Here is a 21,813-nt window from a genome sequence, read left to right on the forward strand (position 1 = left end):
TCATGTTGCTAAGATGCGCCGGCGTGCATCCTTTTAACCTTGTAAACAAGAAAAACCTAAACTCGTGGTGAAAACAAACGCACCCTCTCTTATAGAGGAACGTTGATTTCACCATCAGTTTAGGTTTTGCCTGCCTTACCAGTCACAATCCATGAACGATGAAGGTATGAAGTTTTTAGTCTGTTATATTATTTCGTTCCGTCACGCGATGAATATGAATGGTCAAATATACATATTCATCCTTGCTTAAATATTGATCGTATGTTTTTTCCAGGTACTCATTGATCTTTTGCGCACAGGCAAAGGCCTCGGTATACGTCTGCTTCACCTGGTTGTACAAAAATTCCTCGCCACTGTGAATGACCTCCTTGCGGATGACCCGCATTGCAAAATATTGCAGGTGTGTCAAAAATCTGGAGTAGCTAAAAGATGATTCATCCAGCACAATGCCGTAATGGTACGTGATAATGTTCAATATATGCTGAACGATCTCGGTCATTTTCAGTGTGGACTTCATTTCGTTGCCGTCGATCCGTGCGTTCACCATATGCAGTGCGATAAATCCCGCTTCATCTTCGCCCAGCTTGACTCCAAGCGTATTTTCGATTTTTTGCAGCGCGTCCAGTCCAACTGCAAATTCTTTTTTGTAGAAGCGTTTAATTTCATACAGCATCGCGTTTTGGAGCGCCAGTCCTTTTTCCTGCCGTTGTACGGCAAAATGAATATGATCAGTCAGCGTCAAATAAATATTGTCGCTTAATTCCGTATCCAGCACTTCCGTTGCATGCTTTACGATTTCATTCACGACCTCCAGATGAGATACGGGGATATCATTTAGTAGCTCTGTAAGTTTGGCTGTGAACTCGTTTTCATTTAACATGAAAATCTTATCTATTTTATCATCATCGACGTGGTCGCCAGCTACCTTTTTGAAGGAAATGCCTCTTCCCATCACGATGACCTCTTTGCCTTTATCATTTTTAGTCAACAGGACGTTGTTATTGAGCACCTTCTCAATAATCATTGAAGTTCCCCCTTCCATCCTTTACCAATAAAAAATGCCCAAGCACAATTCAACACTATTGTTAGCAATAGCACTCAATTGAACTCAGGCATTGCCCGCATCACCGGTCACAATCCTTCGATATAGTGCTATTGTAGCACAAAAAAAAGCGATTTCAACATATTTTATTCCCTTTCGACAAAAAATATTTTACATCAAGGTCGTTTTGCCTAATTTACAAGTAACGTTACCTATGTAGTTGTACGTTCAATCAGGCTGTATTCCAGCGAATGAAGCTCCATTTGGCGGCCGATTAACTGAGGCGATAGCATAAAAAAGGCATTTTGCGCCTGACCCATAATGGGATTTTGAACGGTTGTAATTCCCATCGTATGCGCTAGCTCAGTGTTATCAAACCCAATAATTGCCAGATCCTCAGGAACACTAAGCGACTGTCTGCGTGCTTCACAGAGAATGCCGACTGCCACATAATCGTTAGCACACAAAATAGCCTCTGGGAATTCATCCCGACGCTGCAGCAAATCACGAACGACCTGTTCGCCGTCACGGATATTATAGATGGAGGAATGATTCCAATGTTGCAAAATAGGGAGGTTATGCTCACTCATGATATGCTCATAGGCTCGTTGTCTGCTTTGGGTATTGATGCTGCTCGGGCGGCCAAAGGCATTGGCTATTCGAGTATAGCCTTTTTGGATCAGATGCTGTAGTGCCAGCATGTATCCTTCATATTGATCCATAGCGACCGAGCGAATAGCGGTATGCTCCATTCGTTGCCATGACACAATCGGGCCATATTTGCAGTAGGTGCTTAACAAATCGGTATCATTCACGCAGGAAATGATGACCAGCGCATCGATTCTTTTTCTTTTTAAATCCTCAAAAGCCTGAAGCTCTTTCTTTTTATCTTCTCCGGAAGTATAAATAATGGTCTGAAAACTGTACTGGCCCGCAATTTCTACAAAGCTGTCCAGAAAGGCCAGAACAATCTCATTAATGGTTGAAGTAATAATTCCAATTTGTAGTGTTTGACCCTTGGATAAGGAAATCGCATTCCGATTGGGGACGTAATCCATCTCTTGCATGATTTTTAAGATTTTTGTTCTGGTTTCGTGACTGACATGAGGTGACTGATTTAACACTCTGGATACTGTAGCTTTGGAAAAGCCCGCCAGTTTGGCAATTTGATCAAGATTCGACATGATGCTTCTCCTCACATAAGAAAAAATATTTGACATGAAACGCGTTACAAAGATTAGTATGCTAATGAGGGCATTACGTCCATTTTAAAGCATCTTTAAGTGTATTTCAAAAAGAATGGTCCTCATTATACGGTTGTTCTTGCAAAATCGAAAGCGGAGCCTTTAGGAAACGGGGGATTTGCAAAATGGCGATTCAAGTTGCTTATTTGGGATTTGGTAAAAGTACAACCCGGTATCATCTACCCTATGTCCGACTCAGGGACACCTTTCAAGTATCGAGAGTGTATACACGCCAGGTGCGGGAGGAGATGAAGACAGCCTACCCGGATATACTGTTTTCGGATCAAATCATGGATGTTCTCAATGACCCGGAAATATCACTTGTCGTCGTATGTACACCATCTGCCACACATTATGAATACGCCAAATTGGCATTATCCCACGGCAAGCATGTGCTGGTGGAAAAGCCTTTTTGTGAAAGTCTTGAACAGGCGCGTGAACTGATCGAATTGGCCAAGGAAAAGAACCTGATTGTCATGCCTTATCAAAATCGCAGATTTGACAGCGATTATCTGGCTTTCAAGGAAGCGCTCTATTCCGATAAATTGGGAGATATTGTGGAGATTGAATCCCACTACGATTATTTCCGTCCTGATGCCAGTGTGCCTGGCGGCAATCCAGTCAATGGAATGTTCTACGGACTCGGCGTACATACGCTGGACAGACTCATTGCCTTATTTGGCAGGCCGGAGCAGATCGGATATGACATCAAGTCTGTTCGCGCTGCTCAAGGTGCCGACGATTATAGTGAAACCATTTTGTATTATCCAGATAAAAAAGTAATTGTTAAAACCTCTCTTGTTGTGTGTCTGCCATATCCGCAGTTCACCATACATGGTACGAAAGGCAGCTTTGTCAAATGGGGAGACGACCAGCAGGAAGCCTGGCTGAAAGCAGGTAAAACCCCGGATGCCGAGGGTTTTGGTCTGGACGATCCAGCCTCCTACGGCAAGCTTAAATACGTACCTTCTGGCAGCAGTGAAGCTGTTGAAGAATTACTCCCTACGCCGACAGGAGATTACGGACGACTGTACGACTCTCTGTATGAGTCTATCGTGCACGGTACACCCAAGCTGGTTCCGGACGAGGATATTTTGCTTACAATAGAGATTTTGGAAAGCGGCTTTAAGCAGCCTTCCCCGTCCATCGTTGATTTCCGGCGATAGACCTACCATCAGGAAAGGAAGTTACAACCTATGAAGCTTGGTATGATTGGAACTGGCTGGATCAGCCAGGAGTGGGTTAAAGCCGTAAAAGAAGCTGGAGAATGGGAGATTACAGCCCTGTTTGTCCGTAATCGGGACAAGGGTGAAGCGTTTGCAGCAGCATGCCAGCTCGATAATATTACGTTGTATGACAGTCTGGAAGAGATGGCTAAATCCGATATTGATGCCATTTATATCGCTACACCTAATTCCTTGCATATATCGCAGGCCCGTCTGTTTCTGGAGCATGGCAAGCATGCGATTGTTGAAAAACCAATCAGTCTGACCGAGCAAGAATTGCGGGATGCGTACGAACTGGCTGACCAGAATGGCTGTTACTTGCTGGAAGCTGTCCGTCATATTCATGAGCCAAACTTTTTGCGGCTGAAGGACAACGTGAAGCGTGTGGGCAGCATCCAGGGAGGCTCCTTGTATTCCATGCAATTTTCCTCCCGGTACGATCAATTGCTGTCAGGAGATGTTCCCAATATCTTTTCCCTGTCTTACGGCGGGGGAGCGTTGATGGATTTGGGGGTTTATTCCCTCTATTTTGCCATTGATTTGCTCGGAGCGCCGACATCAGGTGTGTACCGTGCCAAAAAGCATGAGAACGGTGTGGATTTAGGCGGTCCGATCCTATTGTCGTATCCTGATTTTACACTGGTGATTCAACTGGGGAAAAATGCGGTGACCACCAACCGTGTGGAAATCTACGGCGATCAGGCGACTCTCATCTCCAGCGGTGTTTCCGGTATTACGGAGGTGTCTGTACTGGACGTTCGCACCAAGGTAACGGATACGGTAAGCACCCCGGAAACTCATCATTTCATGTTTCACGAGGCGCGGGAATTTTACCGGATCATCACCGAACAGGATCAGGTTCGTTATGACGAGTTAAAGTCATTGAGTATCGAGGTTCAGAAAATCAGCAATGAGCTGCGTCATCAAAATGGTATTTATTTCGAGGATGAGCAGAAATAGCGTAAAAGAAGTTTGAATATAACAAGAAGAGAGGTTTTTAGACGATGACGAAGATGCTAAAAGGCTTTCCGAAAAACTTCCTGTGGGGCGGGGCAACTGCGGCCAACCAATTGGAAGGAGCTTTTGACGTAGATGGAAAGGGATTGTCTAGTGCAGATATGATTGCCTATGTCCCCAAAGCAGAACGCAAGAACGATCATGCTATCGAGATTTCGTCCGAACGTCTGGAAGACATCCTGGCAGGTAAAGTAAATGCCCGTTTTCCAAAGCGTGAAGGGGTGGACTTCTACCACCACTATAAAGAAGATATCGCCTTGTTTGCAGAAATGGGCTTCAAGGTATTTCGCATGTCCATCCACTGGTCGCGGATTTTCCCGAATGGTTATGATGCCGAGCCGAATGAAGCAGGATTGCAATTCTACGACAATGTATTTGATGAGCTGCGCAAGTATGGTATTGAGCCCTTGGTGACATTGTCACATTATGAAACACCGCTAGGTCTGACTCAGAAATATAATGGCTGGCTGGGACGCGAAGTCATACAGCATTACGTGAATTATGCCGAAACGGTATTTACACGCTATAAGGATAAAGTAAAATACTGGCTGACCTTTAATGAAATCAATGTAATGACCATGAGTCCGTTCACAGGCGGCGGTGTGGTGATTGACCGTGTAGAAAACAAACAGCAAGCGATATATCAAGCATTGCATCATCAATTTGTAGCAAGCGCACTGGCGACCAAACGGGGACATGAGATCATCCCGGGCGCTCAAATCGGCTGTATGCTAGCCCGTATAGAAAGCTATCCACATACGTGTAACCCGGAGGATATACTGAAAGCCCAGCATGAAAATCAGATGAACCTGTTCTTTACGGACGTACATGCCCGTGGGGAATATTCCAACTACATGAACCGTTATTTTGAAGAAAATAATATTGTTCTGCAAACAGAACCCGGCGATGCGGAAATTTTGAAAAATAACACGGTCGATTTTATCTCCTTCAGCTACTACATGACTTTGACCGTATCTGCGGGCCCGGAAGGCGAGAAAGCAGCAGGCAACCTGATTGGCGGCGTGAAAAATCCGTATCTGCAGTCCTCCGACTGGGGATGGCAAATCGATCCGATCGGCCTGCGTGTTACGCTGAATACGTTTTATGACCGCTATCAAAAGCCGCTGTTCATCGTGGAAAATGGCTTGGGTGCGTATGATAAGGTGGAAGAAGACGGTTCTGTACATGACACCTATCGCATTGATTACTTGCGTCAGCATATTGCCCAAATGAAGGAAGCGATTGCCGACGGTGTGGATCTGATCGGTTACACGAGCTGGGGGCCTATCGACCTTGTAAGTATGTCTACTTCTGAAATGTCCAAGCGCTACGGATTTATTTATGTCGACCTGGATGATGACGGTAACGGAACACTCAAACGTTCCAAAAAAGACTCCTTTAACTGGTACAAAAATGTAATTGCAACGAATGGTGAAGAGCTGTAATTTTATGTAACTTCATATCGTCTTCGACGGACACGACAGAGAACATCGTAAGGATGCACTCTGCTGTGCCCGTTTTTTTGTGCAGACAGATGACTGCATCTCAGAGGGCTTCACAAATTTTTCACTTGTAATAAACTGAAAGCTTTCTGTATAATAAAAAACAATTTCATATGTCTGGTTGATGTTTGCGGGAGATGGAACGAAGGTTCCGACCGAAGGGGCAAAACTCTCAGGTGCTTGGCTGATTACAGCAAGCGGGACCGTAAACGGACAGAACTCTGGAGAGACCCTTAATTGGGCGCCGAAGGTGCACGGCAGAGAACATCTGCTTAAACTCTCAGGCAAAAGGACAGAGACGCGAATAACCTGTGACAGGGGATGCCCTATTTTTTTATAAGTTATGTAGAGGCAGCAACCTGCGCAAAAGGGTTGTATTTTTTCGTGCCTTTAACCTCTCCAGGAGTCGAATCAGCTGATTTGACTCTTTTTTGTTTTTTAATATGCTTGAGGAGCGGGTTGAAATGAATTTGGTACATGTGTTAGAAACGATTAGCAGTTGGATATGGGGAGCGCCGCTTATCATTCTCGTGATGGGAACGGGATTGTGGCTGACCATACGTTTAAAAATGCTGCAGGTATTTCGCCTGCCTTTGGCGATCAAGCTGATTGGCAAGGCCCCAAATGAAGGCAGCGGAGATGTAAGCAGCTTTGCGGCCCTGAGCACGGCGTTGGCGGCTACAGTTGGCACAGGAAGTATTGTCGGTGTAGCGACGGCGATTAAGCTGGGCGGGCCAGGTGCCTTGTTCTGGATGGTCGTGGCTGCCTTTTTCGGGATGGCTACGAAATATGCGGAAGGTGTGCTGGCGGTAAAATACCGGGTGAAGGATCGGAATGGACAATTTTCCGGTGGCCCGATGTATTATATTGAAAATGGTCTGGGACGCCGCTTTAAACCGCTGGCCATGCTGTTTGCCTTCTCGGGCATGCTGGTGGCGCTGTTCGGCATTGGAACGTTCCCGCAGGTCAAGGCCATTGTGTCTTCGACCGAAAATAGCTTTGGCGTTCCGCCGATTGTAACGGCGTTGATTATTGCTACCCTTACAGCACTGGTTACCATTGGAGGACTCAAAAGCATTGCCAAGGTATCGACCAAGGTCGTTCCTTTTAAAACAGGCTTATACGTACTGATTTGTATCATCGTACTGATTCGGTTTGCGGACCAGCTTCCCGCCGCAATCGCACTTGTGCTGCACTCCGCGTTTTCGACTACGTCTGCGACGGGCGGCTTTGCCGGGGCTACCATTATGCTGGCGATGCGCAGCGGGGTAGCCAGAGGTATTTTTGCCAATGAGGCCGGTCTGGGAAGCGCACCAATTGCAGCCGCAGCCGCCAAAACGAAATGGCCTGCGGAGCAAGGGCTGATTTCCATGACAGGTGTGTTTATTGACACGATGGTTATTTGTCTAATGACCGGGCTGACGCTGTTGGTAAGCGGTGTGTGGAGCGGACCTACTGATGCGGGCCTGATGACTCAGCAAGCATTTTCCAGCGCGTTCCCGCTTGGGGCAGAGCTGCTCACGATCATTCTGATTATGTTCGCATTCACGACTATGCTCGGCTGGAACTACTACGGGGAACGCTGTGTTGAATATTTGCTTGGCGTCAAGTGGATTAAGCCATACCGATATCTGTTCATTGCACTGGTTGCCGGAGGCGCGTTCATCAAGCTGGATGCCATCTGGCTGCTGGCAGATATCTTTAACGCAATGATGGCCTTTCCCAACCTGATTGCACTGCTCGGCTTGTCAGGCATCGTAGTTGCAGAAACCCGAACCTATATGGATTCCTTGTATTCTAATAAGCAAAAGGGGATTCTTGCAGGTGCCAGTGTAAGCGCAGCGATCCAGGTAGAAGAAAAAGGACAGACAGTCAATTCATAAAAATGGAAAGTCATAACATTCAAAAGGGAGTGTCTTCAGCCATCACAGGCTTGGAGGACACTCCCTTTTTGAATGTTACAGTGATGTACGCAAAAGAGCCAACTGCTCATCATTAATGCCGTAGTCAGCCAGTGGGTTCTAAATCGTCAACGCTGAGCAATATTCTGGAAAAATCTAATGATGAATTCGAAAAACGATTTTTCTATATCGGTGTGCAGCTCCCCGGCAGGATAGGACAGATAGATGGTGCGCATACATCGAGGCTCCCTGATTTGAAGCAGCTTGATGTCTTCGGTTACGACATTCTTCCACAGGATAGAAGGAATAAAGGAGATGCCAAGTCCTGTTTGAATCAGCCCTCTTACCGTAGCCGGATCATCACTTTCAAAGACGATGTTCGGTTCAAAAGGGGTGTGGGCAAAAAAGCGGTCCGTTGTTTTCCTAAGCGAATGACCAGGTGTAAGGCTGATAAACTTCTCATGCTCTAGATCTTTCAGGAATACGGTGTCCTGAGCGCTCAGAGGGTGAGATTTTGGTACGCCAAGCAAAATTTCCTCCTCCAACAGGATCGCATGCTCGTTGTTCGCCAACTCTTCGGACGTAATCGCAAAATCGTACGCCAGTCCTTTCTTGATCATCGCAGGGTGCTGGGTCAGGTTAAATCTAATTTGAGGGTAGAGATCGCGAAACTTGCCGACAAGCTCGGGCAATAGCATAGAGCCGACGGCGACGTATAACGTAATGACCTCTACCTTTTCATTCTTCATTTCTTTGACCTCGGATATGCCTTGCTCTAGCGCTGATAGCGACTGGTTCACTCTTTTCAGGAACTTCTTCCCATATTCATTCAGTACGATATGTTTTCCTTCGCGGTCAAATAGCTGCACACCCAATTCCGTCTCCAGGTTTCTAATCATTTTACTTAGGGCAGGCTGTGAGATATACAGCTCGTTTGCGGCACGTGTGACATGCTCATGCTTCGAGGTCACTTGAAAATACTTAAGCTGCAAAAAATCCATAGTGAAGTAATCCCCTTTATAACCATTAGGTTATCGATCATATGTGAATATATATATTTTACAGGTATTTGCTCACTTCTTACAATTGACAATGTAGAGAAGATGAATCCGCTAAAGGTGGTGAGATTCTGAATATCGTTTTTACATTTCCTGGCCAGGGGTCACAGGTTCCTGGAATGCTCCAGGATGTACCCGAGTATGTGAAAAAGGCAACAAGCATCATCGGAACTGAACTACGCGACGATGAGGTGGCTATGGGCTCAACCGTCTGGATTCAGGCGGCACTCTTCGTTAAGGAGACGGCAATTGCCTACCGGTTGATCGAGCAGGGTATCCGGCCCCAATTCGTGGCAGGCCATTCCATTGGTGCATTTCCTGCAGCGGTCATCGCTGGGGTTCTCTCGTTCGAGGATGCGCTTCGGATCGTATGGCTCCGTGCCCGGTTGATGGAAGAGGCTTTCCCCGAAGGCTATGGAATGGGTGTGATTATTGGGCTTACGAAGGCAGAGGTTCAACAAGCCGTGGATCTTTCTCATAGCGAGACGATGCCTGTCTACCTCTCGAATATGAATGCAGAGCAGCAAATCGCCATATCCGGTTCATTGGAAGGGATAAATAAAGCTTTTATGCATGCGAAGGAGTTTGGGGCCGCTAAGACAGTGCTTCTGAAGGTTCCGATTCCTTCACACTCCCCGCTGATGTCAGAGGTAGCCAATAAGCTATTGCTGAAAATGCATACTTTTTCCATGCGGGACGCTCAAATACCATATTTGGTGAATCATACGGGGAGAAAGACGACAGCCAAGGAAAAAATTGCGGAGGACCTTGCCCTAAACGTAGCATATCCCGTCCGGTGGATGGATATGGCGGCTGTCTGCGTCGAATCGGGAGCTAACTGTTTTATAGAGATGCCGCCGGGTAATACGCTTTCCAGACTTGTCAAGCAAGCCCATAAGGATACCCGGCAAATCGCCGTGTGCGAGATCGGTCTGGAAGCGACTCAGTATCTGATTAGAAAATGGAAGGAGCAAGAAGAATGAATAAAGTACTGCGATCCTGGTCACAAAAACGTGATAAAAAGCAGGAAAAGTTAGGAAAGGTGGAAAAGTGGCTGGACGGAAAATACATCGACTCCTCCCGAATCGTCGACCTGATGGAGGCGCTAATCGAGCCAGGAGCGAAGGTCGTCCTGGAAGGAGATAACCAGAAGCAAGCGTCCTTCCTTTCCCAAAAGCTGCTGGAAGTCGATCCTGGCAAGGTGCATGATCTGCATATGATTATGTCCAGCATTTCAAGACCCGAACATTTGGATATTTTCGAGAAAGGCATCGCCGGGAAGCTGGATTTCTCCTACAGTGGCTCCCAAAGCCTGCGTGTTGCGCAAATGATTGATGACGGGACGCTTAAGCTCGGTGACATCCATACGTATTTGGAATTGTTCGGACGTCTCTTCATTGACCTTATTCCAGATGTGGTGTTGGTAGCGGCAGACAAATCAGATCGCGAGGGCAATCTGTATACCGGAAACAATACGGAAGAAACTCCGACGATCGTGGAAGCGGCCGCTTTCAAGGATGGGATCGTGATCGTGCAGGTCAATGAAATCGTGGACGAGCTGCCGAGAGTCGATATTCCTGCCTCCTGGGTCGACGTCATTGTACAAGCCAACAAACCGTACGCACTGGAAGCACTGTTTACCCGTGATCCGCAGAATATTACTGAACTGCAAATCCTGATGGGCATGATGGCGATCAAGGGCATTTATGGAAAACATCAGGTGCAGTCGCTTAATCACGGCATCGGCTTTAATACTGCAGCGATTGAGCTTCTGCTGCCGACCTATGGCGAGCAGCTCGGCCTGAAAGGGAAGATTGCCAAGCACTGGGCCCTGAATCCGCATCCGACTTTGATTCCGGCGATTGAATCCGGCTGGGTCGAAAGCATCCACAGCTTTGGAGGCGAGGTCGGTATGGAGAAATACATTGCGGCTCGTTCCGACGTGTTCTTCGTCGGCAAGGATGGATCTATGCGCTCCAACCGCGCGATGTGTCAGGTTGCAGGCCAATTCGCTGTAGATATGTTTATCGGATCAACGTTGCAAATGGACCGCGGAGGCAATTCGTCTACCGTTACTTCCGGCAGACTGTCCGGTTTTGGAGGAGCGCCGAATATGGGACATGATCCTCGGGGACGGCGACATGCGACTGCTGCCTGGCTTGACATGATCGAGCGTCCGACGGAGCTCTCCAAAGGCCGGAAATTGGTCGTGCAGATGGTTGAAACATACGGTGCCAACAAAAAGCCGGTATTTGTGGATTCGCTGGATGCCATCAAGGTGAAGGATGAATCCGGCCTTGCCATTACGCCGGTTATGATTTACGGGGATGATGTTACCCACGTCCTCACCGAGGAAGGCATCGCATACCTCTACAAGACGGACAGCATAGAGGAGAGAAAGAAAGCACTCGCGGCAATTGCGGGCGTAACGCCTTTAGGGATGGAAAGTAATGAGAGCGATGTAAGCCTGCTGCGTGACAGAGGGATTGTGGCCTATCCGGAGGATCTTGGAATCATGCGCAGACAAGCCAAACGCTCGCTGCTGGCAGCGCAAACGGTCAACGATCTCGTAGATTGGTCAGACGGATTGTATGATCCACCGGCTAAATTCCGGAGCTGGTCTTAAAGCCATGCTCACGACGAAGCATTCGGCTTTCGCGACTTCTCTCGCTGCCAAAGCTGTAAAGGCATTGACGGAAGAGGCTCTGCTTACGCCCAAGCCTGGACTTGTCGATGCCAGAGACAATGGCTCTCATACAGATATGTCCATCGATCTGATGCTTGCATCCGCGAGAGCATTGGAGGATACGTTTCGGGAAATAGCCATTGTGTCATACCTTCACCCGGTGGACCAGTCTTTGCGCGAGCAGATAGCTCTAATCGGGCGGGAGGGCGAAAAGGTGATGCTCCGTGCAACGAACGGTGTCAATACACATAAGGGTGCCATTTGGGCCCTCGGTCTTTTAACCAGTGCACGGGCAGCCTTTCCAATGGAACGGGACCCACATCAGATTATGAGCATTGCAGGAACAATCGCATCGTTCCATGATCGGTACCGCCCGATGCAGCGGACGAATGGAGAATCGGTTAAGAAGAAATACGCGGTCGTGGGGGCAGAGGAAGAAGCGAAGCTGGGCTTTCCGCACATCCGGGACAAAGCTTTGCCTGCTTTGCTGCGTGCCAGGGCTTGTGAGAAGACAGAGGTGGAAGCACGCATAGAAGCTTTATTGGCCTTGATGGCTAGTGTGGATGATACCTGTATCCTGCACCGCGGTCAGTTGTCGGATCTGATGGCGATTCAGAGAATGTCCGCAGCCTTCCTTGCAGCAGACGGATTTAGAACCCAGTCGGGCAGAAAGCTGTTTTACCGATTGTCTGAGTATTGCAATGTCAGACAACTCTCACCTGGAGGCAGTGCCGATCTGCTAGCTGCCACATTGTTTCTCATCGATTGATACTTTTACTTGGAGGTGTTCCTGAAGGATGGAAAAATTACAGTTTCAATATCAAACAACAAAGCCCATCCGTAAGCCGGCACATATCGGTGTTGTCGGTTCGGGGGATTTGGAGATTATTGTAGAGCCTGTGGAAGGCCAGACCACCAGCGTTAGCATTTTAACAGGCAGTGATGGATTTGGACAAGTATGGGAGAATGTGCTGACCCGTTTTTTTAACCGTTATCCGATTACTGCCAATATTACAGTTCATGACTTCGGAGCCACTCCGGGGGTAGTCATGCTTAGATTTACGCAAGTGCTGGAGGTGCTTGACTATGCAGAATAGTTTTGTAGAGCTGAATGGACGCGAGAGAGCCAGAGCGTTACTGGACGAGGGGACTTTCCGGGAGTTGCTTGGGCCGTTGGACCAAATCCAATCCCCGCACCTTGAGCCGCAAGGCATTGTTCCTCAGAGTGATGATGGAATCATTCTAACTCTTGGCGAAATACGAAAGCAGAAAGTCTTGATCATTTCGATGGAAGGCGCTTTTCAAGGAGGGGGCATTGGAGAAGTCAGCGGTGCCAAAATTTCCGGAGCGCTCGAACTGGCACTGAAAGAGAATGAGAGAGGGAACAAACTATATCCCATCATGATCTTCGATACAGGGGGCGTTCGGCTACAAGAAGCGAACTATGGGTTGTTGTCGATTTCGGAGATTGCGACCCAGATCGTCGGCCTGCGTAAATACGTTCCAGTTATCGGGCTGGTTCCGGGCCGTGTAGGGGCATTTGGGGGAATGTCCATTACTGCAGAATTGTTTACCACTCTGATTGCTACGAAGAAAGCGCGCCTCGGTCTGAACGGGCCGGAGGTTATTGAGCAGGAAGCAGGGGTTATGGAGTTCGATTCAAGCGACAAAGCCTTGATTTGGAACACAATCGGAGTCAACCAGCGCTTCCAAACCGGATTGATTGACGAAGTGGTGGAAGATACGACGGATGCAGTTATCGAAGCGATTGATACTGCGCTCAAGGCACCGGCAAAGCCTGCTAAAACAGAGCAAATCGATTTCTATCTGACCCTGTTAAGCAATCTTGATCCTGCAGAACCTTGGACACCTGAGCGCTATCGCGAATTTTACAAGCAGATACAGCCTGTGCAGCAGCCTGTCCCGCTGGCAAAAGAGGGCGCGGCCGACATTTCGGACAGTAGAGGTTATCGCTGGTTCTCCCGCTTGACGGGCATTACTCACCCAGTCAGCGATGTTCCTTCCGTACTTGCGGCTGATGTGGAAAAGAACGGACAATTGTGCAGATATGTCGCCATTGTTCCGGATGCCTCCAACCGATTCCCGCGTGTCAGAAACGGCGAGGTCGGTATGCTTGAAGGCTGGACGGTGGCTCAAGTCATCAAGGACGCAATCCGTCAGGATGAGAAAAAAGAAACCAAACGTCCGATCATTGCCATCATTGATGTACCGAGTCAAGCCTACGGCTATAAGGAAGAAATGGTCGGCATCAGCCTTGCCCTCGCTGCAAGTGCAGATGCTTATGCAACCGCTAGATTAGAGGGTCATCCGGTCATTGGTGTGATCGTCGGCAACGCGATTTCCGGAGGCTTCCTCGCGCATGGGCTGCAATCGAATCGTTTGATCGCACTGGATGACAGCAAGGTTAATATTCAGGCCATGTCCAAGGCTTCTGCTGCCCGAATCACCAAGCGGACGATTGCCGAGCTTGATGAAGCTACCAAGAAAGTTCCAGCCATGGCCTACGATGTGCGCAGCTACAGTACTCTGGGAGCACTATATTCGCTGCTGAGCGGAATCCAGGCGGACGATCCACAGAACAGTGATGTAGCCATTGTGGAACGGACCATTTCCGAGGCTATTGAGAGTACGAAAGGAGCCCCTCGTGACCTTAGCTTCCGCTTGCAGACCAAGGAAGCTCTGGCAGGTGGGCGTACGGCAACGAATAACGTGCGACAAGCGCTTTCGGAGCAATGGTAATTCGGCCACATGATCTGATCGAAGTGTCCAATTTGAAATATCTCTCCTTCTACGAAGACAAGGAGTGGGTAACCGCCTCGCTGAGGCGGGCCCCCTTTGTAGTCGTTCGCAGGGCTGGACTATTAGCAAATAGTCATATTCCTGTCGGAATACGTGGAACAGAGCGAAATCAACGGGAATCTGCCTTGCTTGACCCGGAGGGCGTGTGCCAGCTCGTGTCTCCTTATGCGATAGCGGAGCGCCAGATGTGGAACTGTTTATCTGCAACAAGACGGCAACAGCCTGTCCTGCAGGTGCTGGATTTATTAGCAGAAATCATGCTGGATTGGCGCTGGGGACCAGTGGGAAGTGCGGGATTCGAAATAGTAACGCAATACCCAACTGTGAAGGAAACGAGTGATCTTGACCTTGTTATAGATGGTTCCGAGGTTATTGATTATGCAGCAGCTGAAAGACTTGTGCACAAGTTGGAGCATCTGGGTGTTCGAATTGACATTCAATTGGAGACAAGAGACGGTGCCTACGTTCTACGCGAAATTCTTGAGAGACGGGCTAGTACTGTGGTGCTGCGAACTTCTTCGGGTCCCAAGCTCGTTCGTAATCCTTGGCAATAAGGAGCTATAATCAACGGCAAAAGGGAGGAATGCACGACCATTTGATGTATGCAAACATAAGCTCTCAAAGGGGAAGTGCGTATTATGGAAAACAATACAGCCCAAAAAGTTAATATTAATGAAAGCGACATCTTAAAGGTGTTTGCCGTCAGCGGAGCGATCTTGCAAAGCGTTCTGGGAATGTTTCTGAAGTATGCACACACCAATGATGACCTAGCCTTATTAGGTGTTATTTTCAATATAGTAAAGTATACTGCGCCAGTCTTTATTTTTGCCATTGTATATGGGATGGTGAAAAATAATCAGCATACGAAGGTATCCCATTTTTACAAGGAAAAATTCGGTGAGCTCGTGATTCCTTATTTACTGTGGGCAGCGGCTGGCTTAATTTTCTTCCCGGAAATTCAGGTTAATCAGCACGTTACATCATTCTGGACGCTCATCGAGTCATTTGTGCTCGGCAATGCATCATCACAGTTTTGGTACACGGTGATGATGCTGCAATTTCAAGTGCTGATGCCTATTATTATTTTCGTCTGCTACAAATACCTGGCTAAGCCTAGGCGGGTCATTCCGCTGCTTATTGTGAGCTTCGTGATCTTCGGAGCGTGGCTTTGGATGTACGATACCTTCGTATTCCGAGGAACATATGCGATTAGTCTGCGTTACCTTGACCGCTTTTTCGTTAGTTATTTTATTTATGCTTTACTAGGTGGAATCGCTTGGGTATATAAGAAACAGTTCGACGGAGTGCTTCGCCGGATTCAGTTCATACTCATTCCGGTAATGCTTCTTATTCTCATTTGGACAAATCACGAATTTTTCGGTTTTGGATTTGAGGATATGTCCTTCGGAAATCTGATTTATCTGAAGCCGTCCATGACCTTGTATAGTCTGGTAGTGATATTCCTGATTTACATGCTGGCAAGGCATCTGATCAGCTTGAATTCCCGTTCACTTCCCTATTACAAATGGTTATCTACTTACGCGTACCGAGCCTTTACAGCGAATGTGTTCATTCTGGTCATCGTACTGCGCTTGTTCGGTGACTTGATAGGCCAGCTTCCTTTCTTCGTGGGGCTACTCTTGGTTTATCTGACGACTGTAGCCTGCTCCTTCGGCGTCGTCTATGCCTTTGCGCAGCTAAAGGTGTGGGCTGAGGGGGTATTTCTGAGACAAAAAGGAGCACACAGCAACAATCACTAAGATAAGTGTTAAAAAACAAACAATACATGTAACATCGTGTATATGACATTATAATTTAATTGTATTTCAGTTATTAGCAGATTGACGGCAACCCAAAAGGGTATCTCGATATTGAAGAGATACCCTTTTTGTGAATCTGAACTTACTTACATCAACCGCTGTATTTCATCCTTCAGAATTTCGGACCGAGTACCGAAAATGACTTGTACTGCACCGTTGCCAAGTCTGATGATTCCCGAAGCCCCAAGCTTTTTGAGGGCATGGTCGTTTACAGCATGGTCGTTTTTGACAACCAGCCGCAGCCGTGTAATACATGCATCAATGCTTTGGATATTGTCCGAACCACCAAGCTGGGCCAGTATTTTTTCTGCATAGCTCGTTTGGCTGTCGAATGGGGCTTCTGGCTTTTCAATGGGTATGGCTTGGTCCGTATCCAAAAGGAGGCTGTCTTCTATATCGTCTTCACGCCCGGGAGTTTTGAGATTGAATTTGACAATGATAAACCGGAACAGGAAATAATATACGATGGCAAAAGCCAGACCGACTGCAATCATTCGCAGCGGGTGGGTGGACAGCTTCATATTGATTAAATAGTCGATGAGTCCTGCTGAAAAAGAAAAGCCAAGTTTGACATCCAGCAAGTACATGATCAGGCCACTCAGACCTGTAAGCAGCGCATGGATGCCATAAAGCAGCGGTGCGATGAACATAAAGGAAAATTCGAGTGGCTCAGTAATTCCGGTCAAAAACGATGCGAGCGCAGATCCGATGAAAATAGAAGCGACCGCTTTGCGTTTTTCAGGTTTGGCTGTATGGATGAATGCGAGAGCGGCTGCCGGGAGAGCGAACATCATGATAGGGAAGAAGCCGGACATGAATAGACCCGCTGATTTATCGCCTGCAAAGAAACGGGTCAGGTCACCATGAACAACCTCGCCAGCCGCATTCGTAAAGTTGCCAATCTGGAACCACGCGATAGAGTTTAGTACATGGTGCAGACCGAGCGGAATCAGCAGCCGATTGGCAATCATGAACACCATCGATCCTATGCCGCCGAAGCCGACGATCCAGTTGCCGAAGGTTGCAATCGCATCTTGTACCGGGCTCCAGATCATACCGAGCAGAACGGCTAAAATCATGGTGGTGAAGGCGGTAATCATGGGGACGAAACGTTTGCCGGAGAAGAAGCCGAGCCAATCCGGAAGCTGGATATTATGATATTTTTTGAACAGATAAGCGGACCATCCACCGATAAAAATGCCACCCAGCACCCCCATATCCAGCTTAACGTCATCGGGAATATATGCGAAAATGCCCGGTACTGCCGCTAAAATGCGGGTCAGTACCATATAGGCGATGACCGCAGATAGTGCGGCTACCGCATCGCCTGCCAGACCAATAGCAACACCGATGGCAAAGATTAATGCCAGGTTGCCGAAGATGGCGCCTGCGCCTTCGTTCAAAAAAGGAGTGACATAATGATTCAAAAAGCCGCCTACCGCAGAGCCAAGCGGAATATCCGTCTCATAGTTGATCAGAGCCAGCCCTTGCAAAATTCCAGCCGCGGGTAGTGTGGCTACTGGAAGCATTAAAGACTTTCCGATTTTTTGCAGTAATTTCAGCATAACCTTCTTCCCTTCATCATCGATTTGGGAGTAACATGTTCTCTGTGAAATATTTGTCGACAACCCAAAAGAGCCGCCAAGCTGCCCATTTTTTTACATCATAAAGCGAAGAATCTAACATGGTCAACGATTATTTGGATACATAGAACAATGTAAAATTGTAGTTGACATCGCTTACATGCTTATATAATATCAAATTTAAGTTAATAATCGTGACGGAGACAGGAGAGCCACGCAGACATCCCATGCTAAACACGGGAGCGGTTTGTGATGGCTTTTCTTTTTTTGACACGCAATGAAAGGGATTAAAAATCGGGTGATCTATTGAGGAGGTAGGTTGTATGTCGCCATACGCAGCCGAGTTTATAGGGACGATGATTCTGATTGTCCTGGGTAGCGGAGTGTGCGCAGGGGTATCCCTGAAAAAATCATTTGCCCACGCTTCCGGCTGGATTGTCATCGGAATGGGATGGGGGCTTGCGGTTGCTATTGCAGTGTATGCCGTAGGTCAAGTCAGCGGAGCGCATTTGAATCCGGCGGTGACGCTGGCGTTGGCATTTCAGGGTGTCTTTCCATGGCAAGACGTTCCCGGCTATATTATGGCTCAGGTTCTTGGTGCCATGGCAGGTGCTGTGATTGTGGTTTTACATTATTGGCCCCATTGGAAAGAGACGGAGGACACAGCCACCAAACTTGGTGTATTTGCCACAGGACCGGCTATGGATCATCCATTCGCCAACGTACTTAGTGAAATGATAGGTACTTTCATCTTTGTTCTTGCTTTACAGTCGATTGGCGCAAATTCATTTACAGAGGGCCTGCATCCGTTGATTGTGGGTTTTCTGGTAGTGAGCATCGGTTTATCCCTTGGCGGGACGACGGGCTATGCCATTAATCCGGCGAGGGATTTTGGCCCGCGTCTTGTACATTATTTACTGCCGATTCCCGGCAAGGGGGCATCTGACTGGAAATATGCGTGGGTGCCCATTGTAGGACCGCTGCTGGGCGGCTCTTTCGGAGGGCTGTTCTACCAGGCTGTATTTAAAGGATATGCAAGTCCGGCTTTTTGGATTATGCTAGGCATCATTGTGATTGTACTACTGGTTACCTTCCGTTTCAGTCGTACTTATAAAAGCTCTATCACCAACAAACTAACCGTATAAAATGGATTGATTTACAGGGGAGAGATGAACGATGGAAAAATATATTTTGTCACTGGATCAAGGAACGACAAGCTCAAGAGCGATTTTGTTCAATAAAGAAGGAGATGTGGTGTATTCCGCTCAACGGGAATTTCCGCAATATTTTCCCCACCCCGGCTGGGTGGAGCAGAATGCAAATGAAATCTGGAGCTCCATTCTGGGAGTCATCGCATCCTGTCTTTCCGAATCCGGGGTAAAGGCAAACCAGGTTGCCGCCATCGGTATTACCAACCAGCGGGAATCGGTAGCTGTCTGGGACAAAAATACGGGATTGCCTGTGTACAATGTGCTCGTGTGGCAGTCGCGCCAGACTTCGGATATCTGCGAGGAATTGAAGCGGCAAGGGCATGAGGAGCTGTTTCACAGTAAAACAGGGCTGCTGATCGATCCGTATTTTTCCGGCACCAAAGTGAAGTGGATACTGGACCATGTGGAGGGTGCGAGGGAAAAGGCAGAGCGGGGCGACTTGTTATTCGGCACGATTGATTCGTGGCTGATCTGGAAGCTTTCTGGTGGAACCGCGCATGTGACGGACTACTCCAATGCAGCCCGGACGCTGATGTATAACATTTATGAGCTCAAGTGGGATGAAGAGCTGCTCGACATTCTCGGTGTGCCCAAAATCATGCTGCCTGAGGTAAGACCTTCCTCTGAGGTCTATGCGCACACGGTGGATTATCATTTCTTTGGTCAGAATATACCGATTGCCGGTGCAGCGGGTGACCAGCAGGCAGCTTTGTTCGGTCAGGCTTGTTATGAAAAAGGGATGATAAAAAATACTTACGGCACAGGCTGCTTCATGCTGATGAATACGGGGGATCAGCCTGTGGAATCCAAGCATGGTCTCATTACGACCATCGCATGGGGGCTGGAGGAAGGTAAAGTGCAATATGCGCTGGAGGGAAGCGTGTTTGTAGCAGGCTCTGCGATCCAGTGGCTGCGCGACGGTCTGCGCATGTTCCGGGAAGCGAAGGATAGTGAGCCCTATGCGGCCCGTGTATCCTCTACAGAAGGGGTGTATCTTGTACCTGCTTTTGTCGGACTGGGCAGTCCCTACTGGGATAGTGAGGTGCGCGGAGCGATGTTCGGACTGACACGGGGAACTACAAAAGAGCATTTTATCCGTGCCACATTGGAGTCACTCGCTTATCAGACGAAGGATGTGCTTACGGCGATGGAGATCGATTCCGGCATTGCTGTGAAAATGCTGCGGGTGGATGGAGGAGCTGTACTGAACAATTTTCTGATGCAATTCCAGAGTGATATTCTGGATGCTACGGTGGAGCGGCCTGTTATTCATGAGACGACGGCACTGGGTGCTGCATGTCTGGCAGGCTTGGCGATTGGATACTGGAACAGTATGGATGAGCTTCGCAAGCGTGTGAGGGCGGAACGTACTTTTGTCCCTACGATGGATGAGACAACGCGAGCCAGCTTGTATGAAGGCTGGAAAAAGGCTGTAAACGCAGCAATGGCCTACAAATAGCTTCTTAGATTAAAATACAAATGCCAAGCAAATGGGCACTTTGAGAAAAAGTGTCCATTTTGCTCGGCACAGTCATGTAGCTCTGAGGTAAACTAGCCCTTAACCAGCGCAGGATTCCAATTTTGCCGGGCTCCGCAGGAGCTGCGAATGACTAGCTCCGGTTCAACTTTAATACATTTCGTTTCCATCTGTTTGTTCATCAGGTCAAACAGTACCATTGCGGCTAGTCGGCCTATTTTTTGTTTGTCCTGTTTTACAGTGGTCAGTGGAGGATCGGTGTAACGACAGGCTTCTATATCATCACATCCTACTACAGCTATATCCTCGGGTACTCTCAAGCCGCTTTCCTTAAAAGCACGGATGGCACCAAAGGCAAGCAGGTCGGTAGCCGCAAAAATAGCCTTTGGCAATTCTCCTTGCTGTATCCACGCCTTTGCGATCTGGTATCCATCTTCCGCTGCGTAGTCTTTAGCATACACAATCCATTCGGGTTTGACATCAAGACTAAACCGTTTTAGTGAAGTGACGAAGGCTTCTTCTCTCTCTTTAATGACCAAGGATGGGCGTTCAATGCCTATAAAACCCATATCGCGGTAGCCATTCATGTAAAAATGCTCAACAACCTTCATTGAGATCTTCTGATTGTCGGACATAATATAGCAGGAACTGGCTCCGGTTAGTTCAATATCAACGCCGATGCAGGGGATGGGGCTGGCATCGAGGTCAAAAACGCTCTTTTCCACCTCATCTCCAGCAATAATAATGCACCCGTCCACTGAAAAATATTTCGAACGAGCCAAATAGTCTTCTCCATTATCCAGAAATTTTTCATTTGAAAAAAACAGCAGATCGTAACCGAGCAAGCCAATCTGTTTTTTGAAGACATTAATGATATCTACAAAAAAAGGATGGCTAAAATCAACATTCAGCTTGCCAGCGAATATAACGCCTACCAGATTGGATTTTTTGGTAGCAAGCGTTTTGGCCGAGGAGGAGGGTCTATAGCCTGTTTCCTCCATTATTTTAAGTACCCGCTGCCGGGTTTCCTCACTGATATCCGTGTAATTGTTGATGATTTTCGAAACCGTTGCTACCGAAACGCCTGCCATACTGGCTATTGTTTTTATATTCATGAAATCCTCCGAAGCTAAACTAGTTTAGTTGATTTGTCTTTGCAATCTAAATTTAATGGTTACTCGTATTCTATGCTACCTCATAGAGGAGAGTCAACCGCGCTCTTAGGA

At 47.7% G+C, this 21,813-nt stretch carries 18 protein-coding genes and 1 riboswitch; of the genes, 13 read left to right on the top strand and 5 right to left on the bottom strand.

The window, feature by feature from the left end; genetic code table 11:
• Window positions 1-175: 175 nt before the first annotated feature.
• Together licT and B4V02_RS05745 are read right to left on the bottom strand one after the other, a co-directional pair.
• Entirely contained in the window at window positions 176-1,024 is an 849-nt protein-coding gene (gene licT, locus B4V02_RS05740) for a BglG family transcription antiterminator LicT (protein WP_068500154.1), read from the bottom strand.
• 230 nt (window positions 1,025-1,254) lie between these two features.
• Window positions 1,255-2,226 carry a LacI family DNA-binding transcriptional regulator gene (locus B4V02_RS05745; protein ID WP_094154072.1) on the bottom strand — a complete coding sequence of 324 codons (972 nt, stop codon included), beginning with the start codon at window positions 2,224-2,226 and terminating at the stop codon, window positions 1,255-1,257.
• A gap of 185 nt (window positions 2,227-2,411) precedes the next feature.
• Here B4V02_RS05745 and B4V02_RS05750 point away from each other — a divergent pair, with 185 nt between their 5' ends.
• The 4 genes from B4V02_RS05750 (at window position 2,412) to B4V02_RS05765 (ending at window position 7,914) form a co-directional block, all read left to right on the top strand.
• Window positions 2,412-3,452, top strand: a complete 1,041-nt coding sequence (locus B4V02_RS05750) for an oxidoreductase (RefSeq protein ID WP_094154073.1) — start codon at window positions 2,412-2,414, stop codon at window positions 3,450-3,452.
• A 30-nt stretch (window positions 3,453-3,482) separates the two neighbouring features.
• Window positions 3,483-4,472 carry a Gfo/Idh/MocA family protein gene (locus B4V02_RS05755; protein WP_094154074.1) on the top strand — a complete coding sequence of 330 codons (990 nt, stop codon included), beginning with the start codon at window positions 3,483-3,485 and terminating at the stop codon, window positions 4,470-4,472.
• Between the two features lie 44 nt (window positions 4,473-4,516).
• Window positions 4,517-5,974 carry a glycoside hydrolase family 1 protein gene (locus tag B4V02_RS05760; RefSeq protein WP_094154075.1) on the top strand — a complete coding sequence of 486 codons (1,458 nt, stop codon included), beginning with the start codon at window positions 4,517-4,519 and terminating at the stop codon, window positions 5,972-5,974.
• Between the two features lie 268 nt (window positions 5,975-6,242).
• Window positions 6,243-6,337, top strand: a riboswitch (glycine riboswitch).
• 158 nt (window positions 6,338-6,495) lie between these two features.
• Window positions 6,496-7,914 carry an alanine/glycine:cation symporter family protein gene (locus tag B4V02_RS05765; RefSeq protein WP_094154076.1) on the top strand — a complete coding sequence of 473 codons (1,419 nt, stop codon included), beginning with the start codon at window positions 6,496-6,498 and terminating at the stop codon, window positions 7,912-7,914.
• Between the two features lie 146 nt (window positions 7,915-8,060).
• Here B4V02_RS05765 and B4V02_RS05770 read toward each other — a convergent pair whose 3' ends face one another.
• Window positions 8,061-8,933 carry a LysR family transcriptional regulator gene (locus B4V02_RS05770; protein ID WP_094154077.1) on the bottom strand — a complete coding sequence of 291 codons (873 nt, stop codon included), beginning with the start codon at window positions 8,931-8,933 and terminating at the stop codon, window positions 8,061-8,063.
• Window positions 8,934-9,133: 200 nt separating this feature from the next.
• Between B4V02_RS05770 and B4V02_RS05775 the strand changes: the two genes are divergently transcribed.
• The 7 genes from B4V02_RS05775 to B4V02_RS05805 all read left to right on the top strand — a co-directional run bounded on the left by B4V02_RS05775 (window position 9,134) and on the right by B4V02_RS05805 (window position 16,256).
• Window positions 9,134-9,973, top strand: a complete 840-nt coding sequence (locus B4V02_RS05775) for an ACP S-malonyltransferase (RefSeq protein ID WP_244188459.1) — start codon at window positions 9,134-9,136, stop codon at window positions 9,971-9,973.
• On the top strand, window positions 9,970-11,616 hold the full coding sequence (mdcA, locus tag B4V02_RS05780) for a malonate decarboxylase subunit alpha (protein WP_094154079.1): 1,647 nt from the start codon (window positions 9,970-9,972) through the stop codon (window positions 11,614-11,616). The genes B4V02_RS05775 and mdcA overlap by 4 nt, the downstream gene beginning before the upstream one ends.
• Before the next feature lie 4 nt (window positions 11,617-11,620).
• Window positions 11,621-12,445: a triphosphoribosyl-dephospho-CoA synthase gene (locus tag B4V02_RS05785; RefSeq protein WP_094154080.1), complete on the top strand. Its 825-nt coding sequence runs from the start codon at window positions 11,621-11,623 to the stop codon at window positions 12,443-12,445.
• Window positions 12,446-12,473: 28 nt separating this feature from the next.
• The gene (locus tag B4V02_RS05790) at window positions 12,474-12,773 is read left to right on the top strand and encodes a malonate decarboxylase subunit delta (protein WP_007431741.1); all 300 of its coding nucleotides are present in this window, start codon (window positions 12,474-12,476) and stop codon (window positions 12,771-12,773) included.
• Window positions 12,763-14,436: a biotin-independent malonate decarboxylase subunit beta gene (mdcD, locus tag B4V02_RS05795; protein WP_094154081.1), complete on the top strand. Its 1,674-nt coding sequence runs from the start codon at window positions 12,763-12,765 to the stop codon at window positions 14,434-14,436. Before B4V02_RS05790 ends, mdcD begins: the two co-directional genes overlap by 11 nt.
• Window positions 14,430-15,050 carry a malonate decarboxylase holo-ACP synthase gene (locus tag B4V02_RS05800; RefSeq protein WP_094154082.1) on the top strand — a complete coding sequence of 207 codons (621 nt, stop codon included), beginning with the start codon at window positions 14,430-14,432 and terminating at the stop codon, window positions 15,048-15,050. The genes mdcD and B4V02_RS05800 overlap by 7 nt, the downstream gene beginning before the upstream one ends.
• Window positions 15,051-15,134: 84 nt before the next feature.
• Complete coding sequence (locus B4V02_RS05805; protein WP_094154083.1) at window positions 15,135-16,256, top strand: acyltransferase family protein; 1,122 nt, start codon at window positions 15,135-15,137, stop codon at window positions 16,254-16,256.
• Window positions 16,257-16,402: 146 nt separating this feature from the next.
• On the opposite strand, the gene B4V02_RS05810 is transcribed toward B4V02_RS05805, so the two are convergent.
• The gene (locus B4V02_RS05810) at window positions 16,403-17,881 is read right to left on the bottom strand and encodes a PTS transporter subunit EIIC (RefSeq protein ID WP_094154084.1); all 1,479 of its coding nucleotides are present in this window, start codon (window positions 17,879-17,881) and stop codon (window positions 16,403-16,405) included.
• A gap of 341 nt (window positions 17,882-18,222) precedes the next feature.
• Between B4V02_RS05810 and B4V02_RS05815 the strand changes: the two genes are divergently transcribed.
• Together B4V02_RS05815 and glpK are read left to right on the top strand one after the other, a co-directional pair.
• Complete coding sequence (locus B4V02_RS05815) at window positions 18,223-19,044, top strand: MIP/aquaporin family protein (RefSeq protein WP_094154085.1); 822 nt, start codon at window positions 18,223-18,225, stop codon at window positions 19,042-19,044.
• A gap of 31 nt (window positions 19,045-19,075) precedes the next feature.
• Window positions 19,076-20,569: a glycerol kinase GlpK gene (gene glpK, locus B4V02_RS05820; protein WP_007431735.1), complete on the top strand. Its 1,494-nt coding sequence runs from the start codon at window positions 19,076-19,078 to the stop codon at window positions 20,567-20,569.
• A gap of 92 nt (window positions 20,570-20,661) precedes the next feature.
• Here the strand turns inward: glpK and B4V02_RS05825 are convergent, their stop codons facing one another.
• Window positions 20,662-21,702, bottom strand: coding sequence for a LacI family DNA-binding transcriptional regulator (locus tag B4V02_RS05825; RefSeq protein ID WP_007431734.1), 1,041 nt, complete (start codon window positions 21,700-21,702; stop codon window positions 20,662-20,664).
• Window positions 21,703-21,813: the final 111 nt, after the last annotated feature.

The sequence above is a fragment of the Paenibacillus kribbensis genome (assembly GCF_002240415.1).
Taxonomy (GTDB): domain Bacteria; phylum Bacillota; class Bacilli; order Paenibacillales; family Paenibacillaceae; genus Paenibacillus; species Paenibacillus kribbensis.

Excerpts from the sequence above, each read along its gene's own strand:
- B4V02_RS05765 (WP_094154076.1), top strand. The coding sequence starts at position 6,496 with ATGAATTTGGTACATGTGTTAGAAACGATTAGCAGTTGGATATGGGGA.
- B4V02_RS05815 (WP_094154085.1), top strand. The coding sequence starts at position 18,223 with ATGTCGCCATACGCAGCCGAGTTTATAGGGACGATGATTCTGATTGTC.
- B4V02_RS05770 (WP_094154077.1), bottom strand. The coding sequence starts at position 8,933 with ATGGATTTTTTGCAGCTTAAGTATTTTCAAGTGACCTCGAAGCATGAG.
- B4V02_RS05745 (WP_094154072.1), bottom strand. The coding sequence starts at position 2,226 with ATGTCGAATCTTGATCAAATTGCCAAACTGGCGGGCTTTTCCAAAGCT.
- B4V02_RS05800 (WP_094154082.1), top strand. The coding sequence starts at position 14,430 with ATGGTAATTCGGCCACATGATCTGATCGAAGTGTCCAATTTGAAATAT.
- B4V02_RS05805 (WP_094154083.1), top strand. The coding sequence starts at position 15,135 with ATGGAAAACAATACAGCCCAAAAAGTTAATATTAATGAAAGCGACATC.
- glpK (WP_007431735.1), top strand. The coding sequence starts at position 19,076 with ATGGAAAAATATATTTTGTCACTGGATCAAGGAACGACAAGCTCAAGA.
- B4V02_RS05750 (WP_094154073.1), top strand. The coding sequence starts at position 2,412 with ATGGCGATTCAAGTTGCTTATTTGGGATTTGGTAAAAGTACAACCCGG.
- mdcD (WP_094154081.1), top strand. The coding sequence starts at position 12,763 with ATGCAGAATAGTTTTGTAGAGCTGAATGGACGCGAGAGAGCCAGAGCG.
- B4V02_RS05825 (WP_007431734.1), bottom strand. The coding sequence starts at position 21,702 with ATGAATATAAAAACAATAGCCAGTATGGCAGGCGTTTCGGTAGCAACG.
- B4V02_RS05790 (WP_007431741.1), top strand. The coding sequence starts at position 12,474 with ATGGAAAAATTACAGTTTCAATATCAAACAACAAAGCCCATCCGTAAG.
- licT (WP_068500154.1), bottom strand. The coding sequence starts at position 1,024 with ATGATTATTGAGAAGGTGCTCAATAACAACGTCCTGTTGACTAAAAAT.
- B4V02_RS05810 (WP_094154084.1), bottom strand. The coding sequence starts at position 17,881 with ATGCTGAAATTACTGCAAAAAATCGGAAAGTCTTTAATGCTTCCAGTA.
- B4V02_RS05755 (WP_094154074.1), top strand. The coding sequence starts at position 3,483 with ATGAAGCTTGGTATGATTGGAACTGGCTGGATCAGCCAGGAGTGGGTT.
- B4V02_RS05760 (WP_094154075.1), top strand. The coding sequence starts at position 4,517 with ATGACGAAGATGCTAAAAGGCTTTCCGAAAAACTTCCTGTGGGGCGGG.
- mdcA (WP_094154079.1), top strand. The coding sequence starts at position 9,970 with ATGAATAAAGTACTGCGATCCTGGTCACAAAAACGTGATAAAAAGCAG.
- B4V02_RS05785 (WP_094154080.1), top strand. The coding sequence starts at position 11,621 with ATGCTCACGACGAAGCATTCGGCTTTCGCGACTTCTCTCGCTGCCAAA.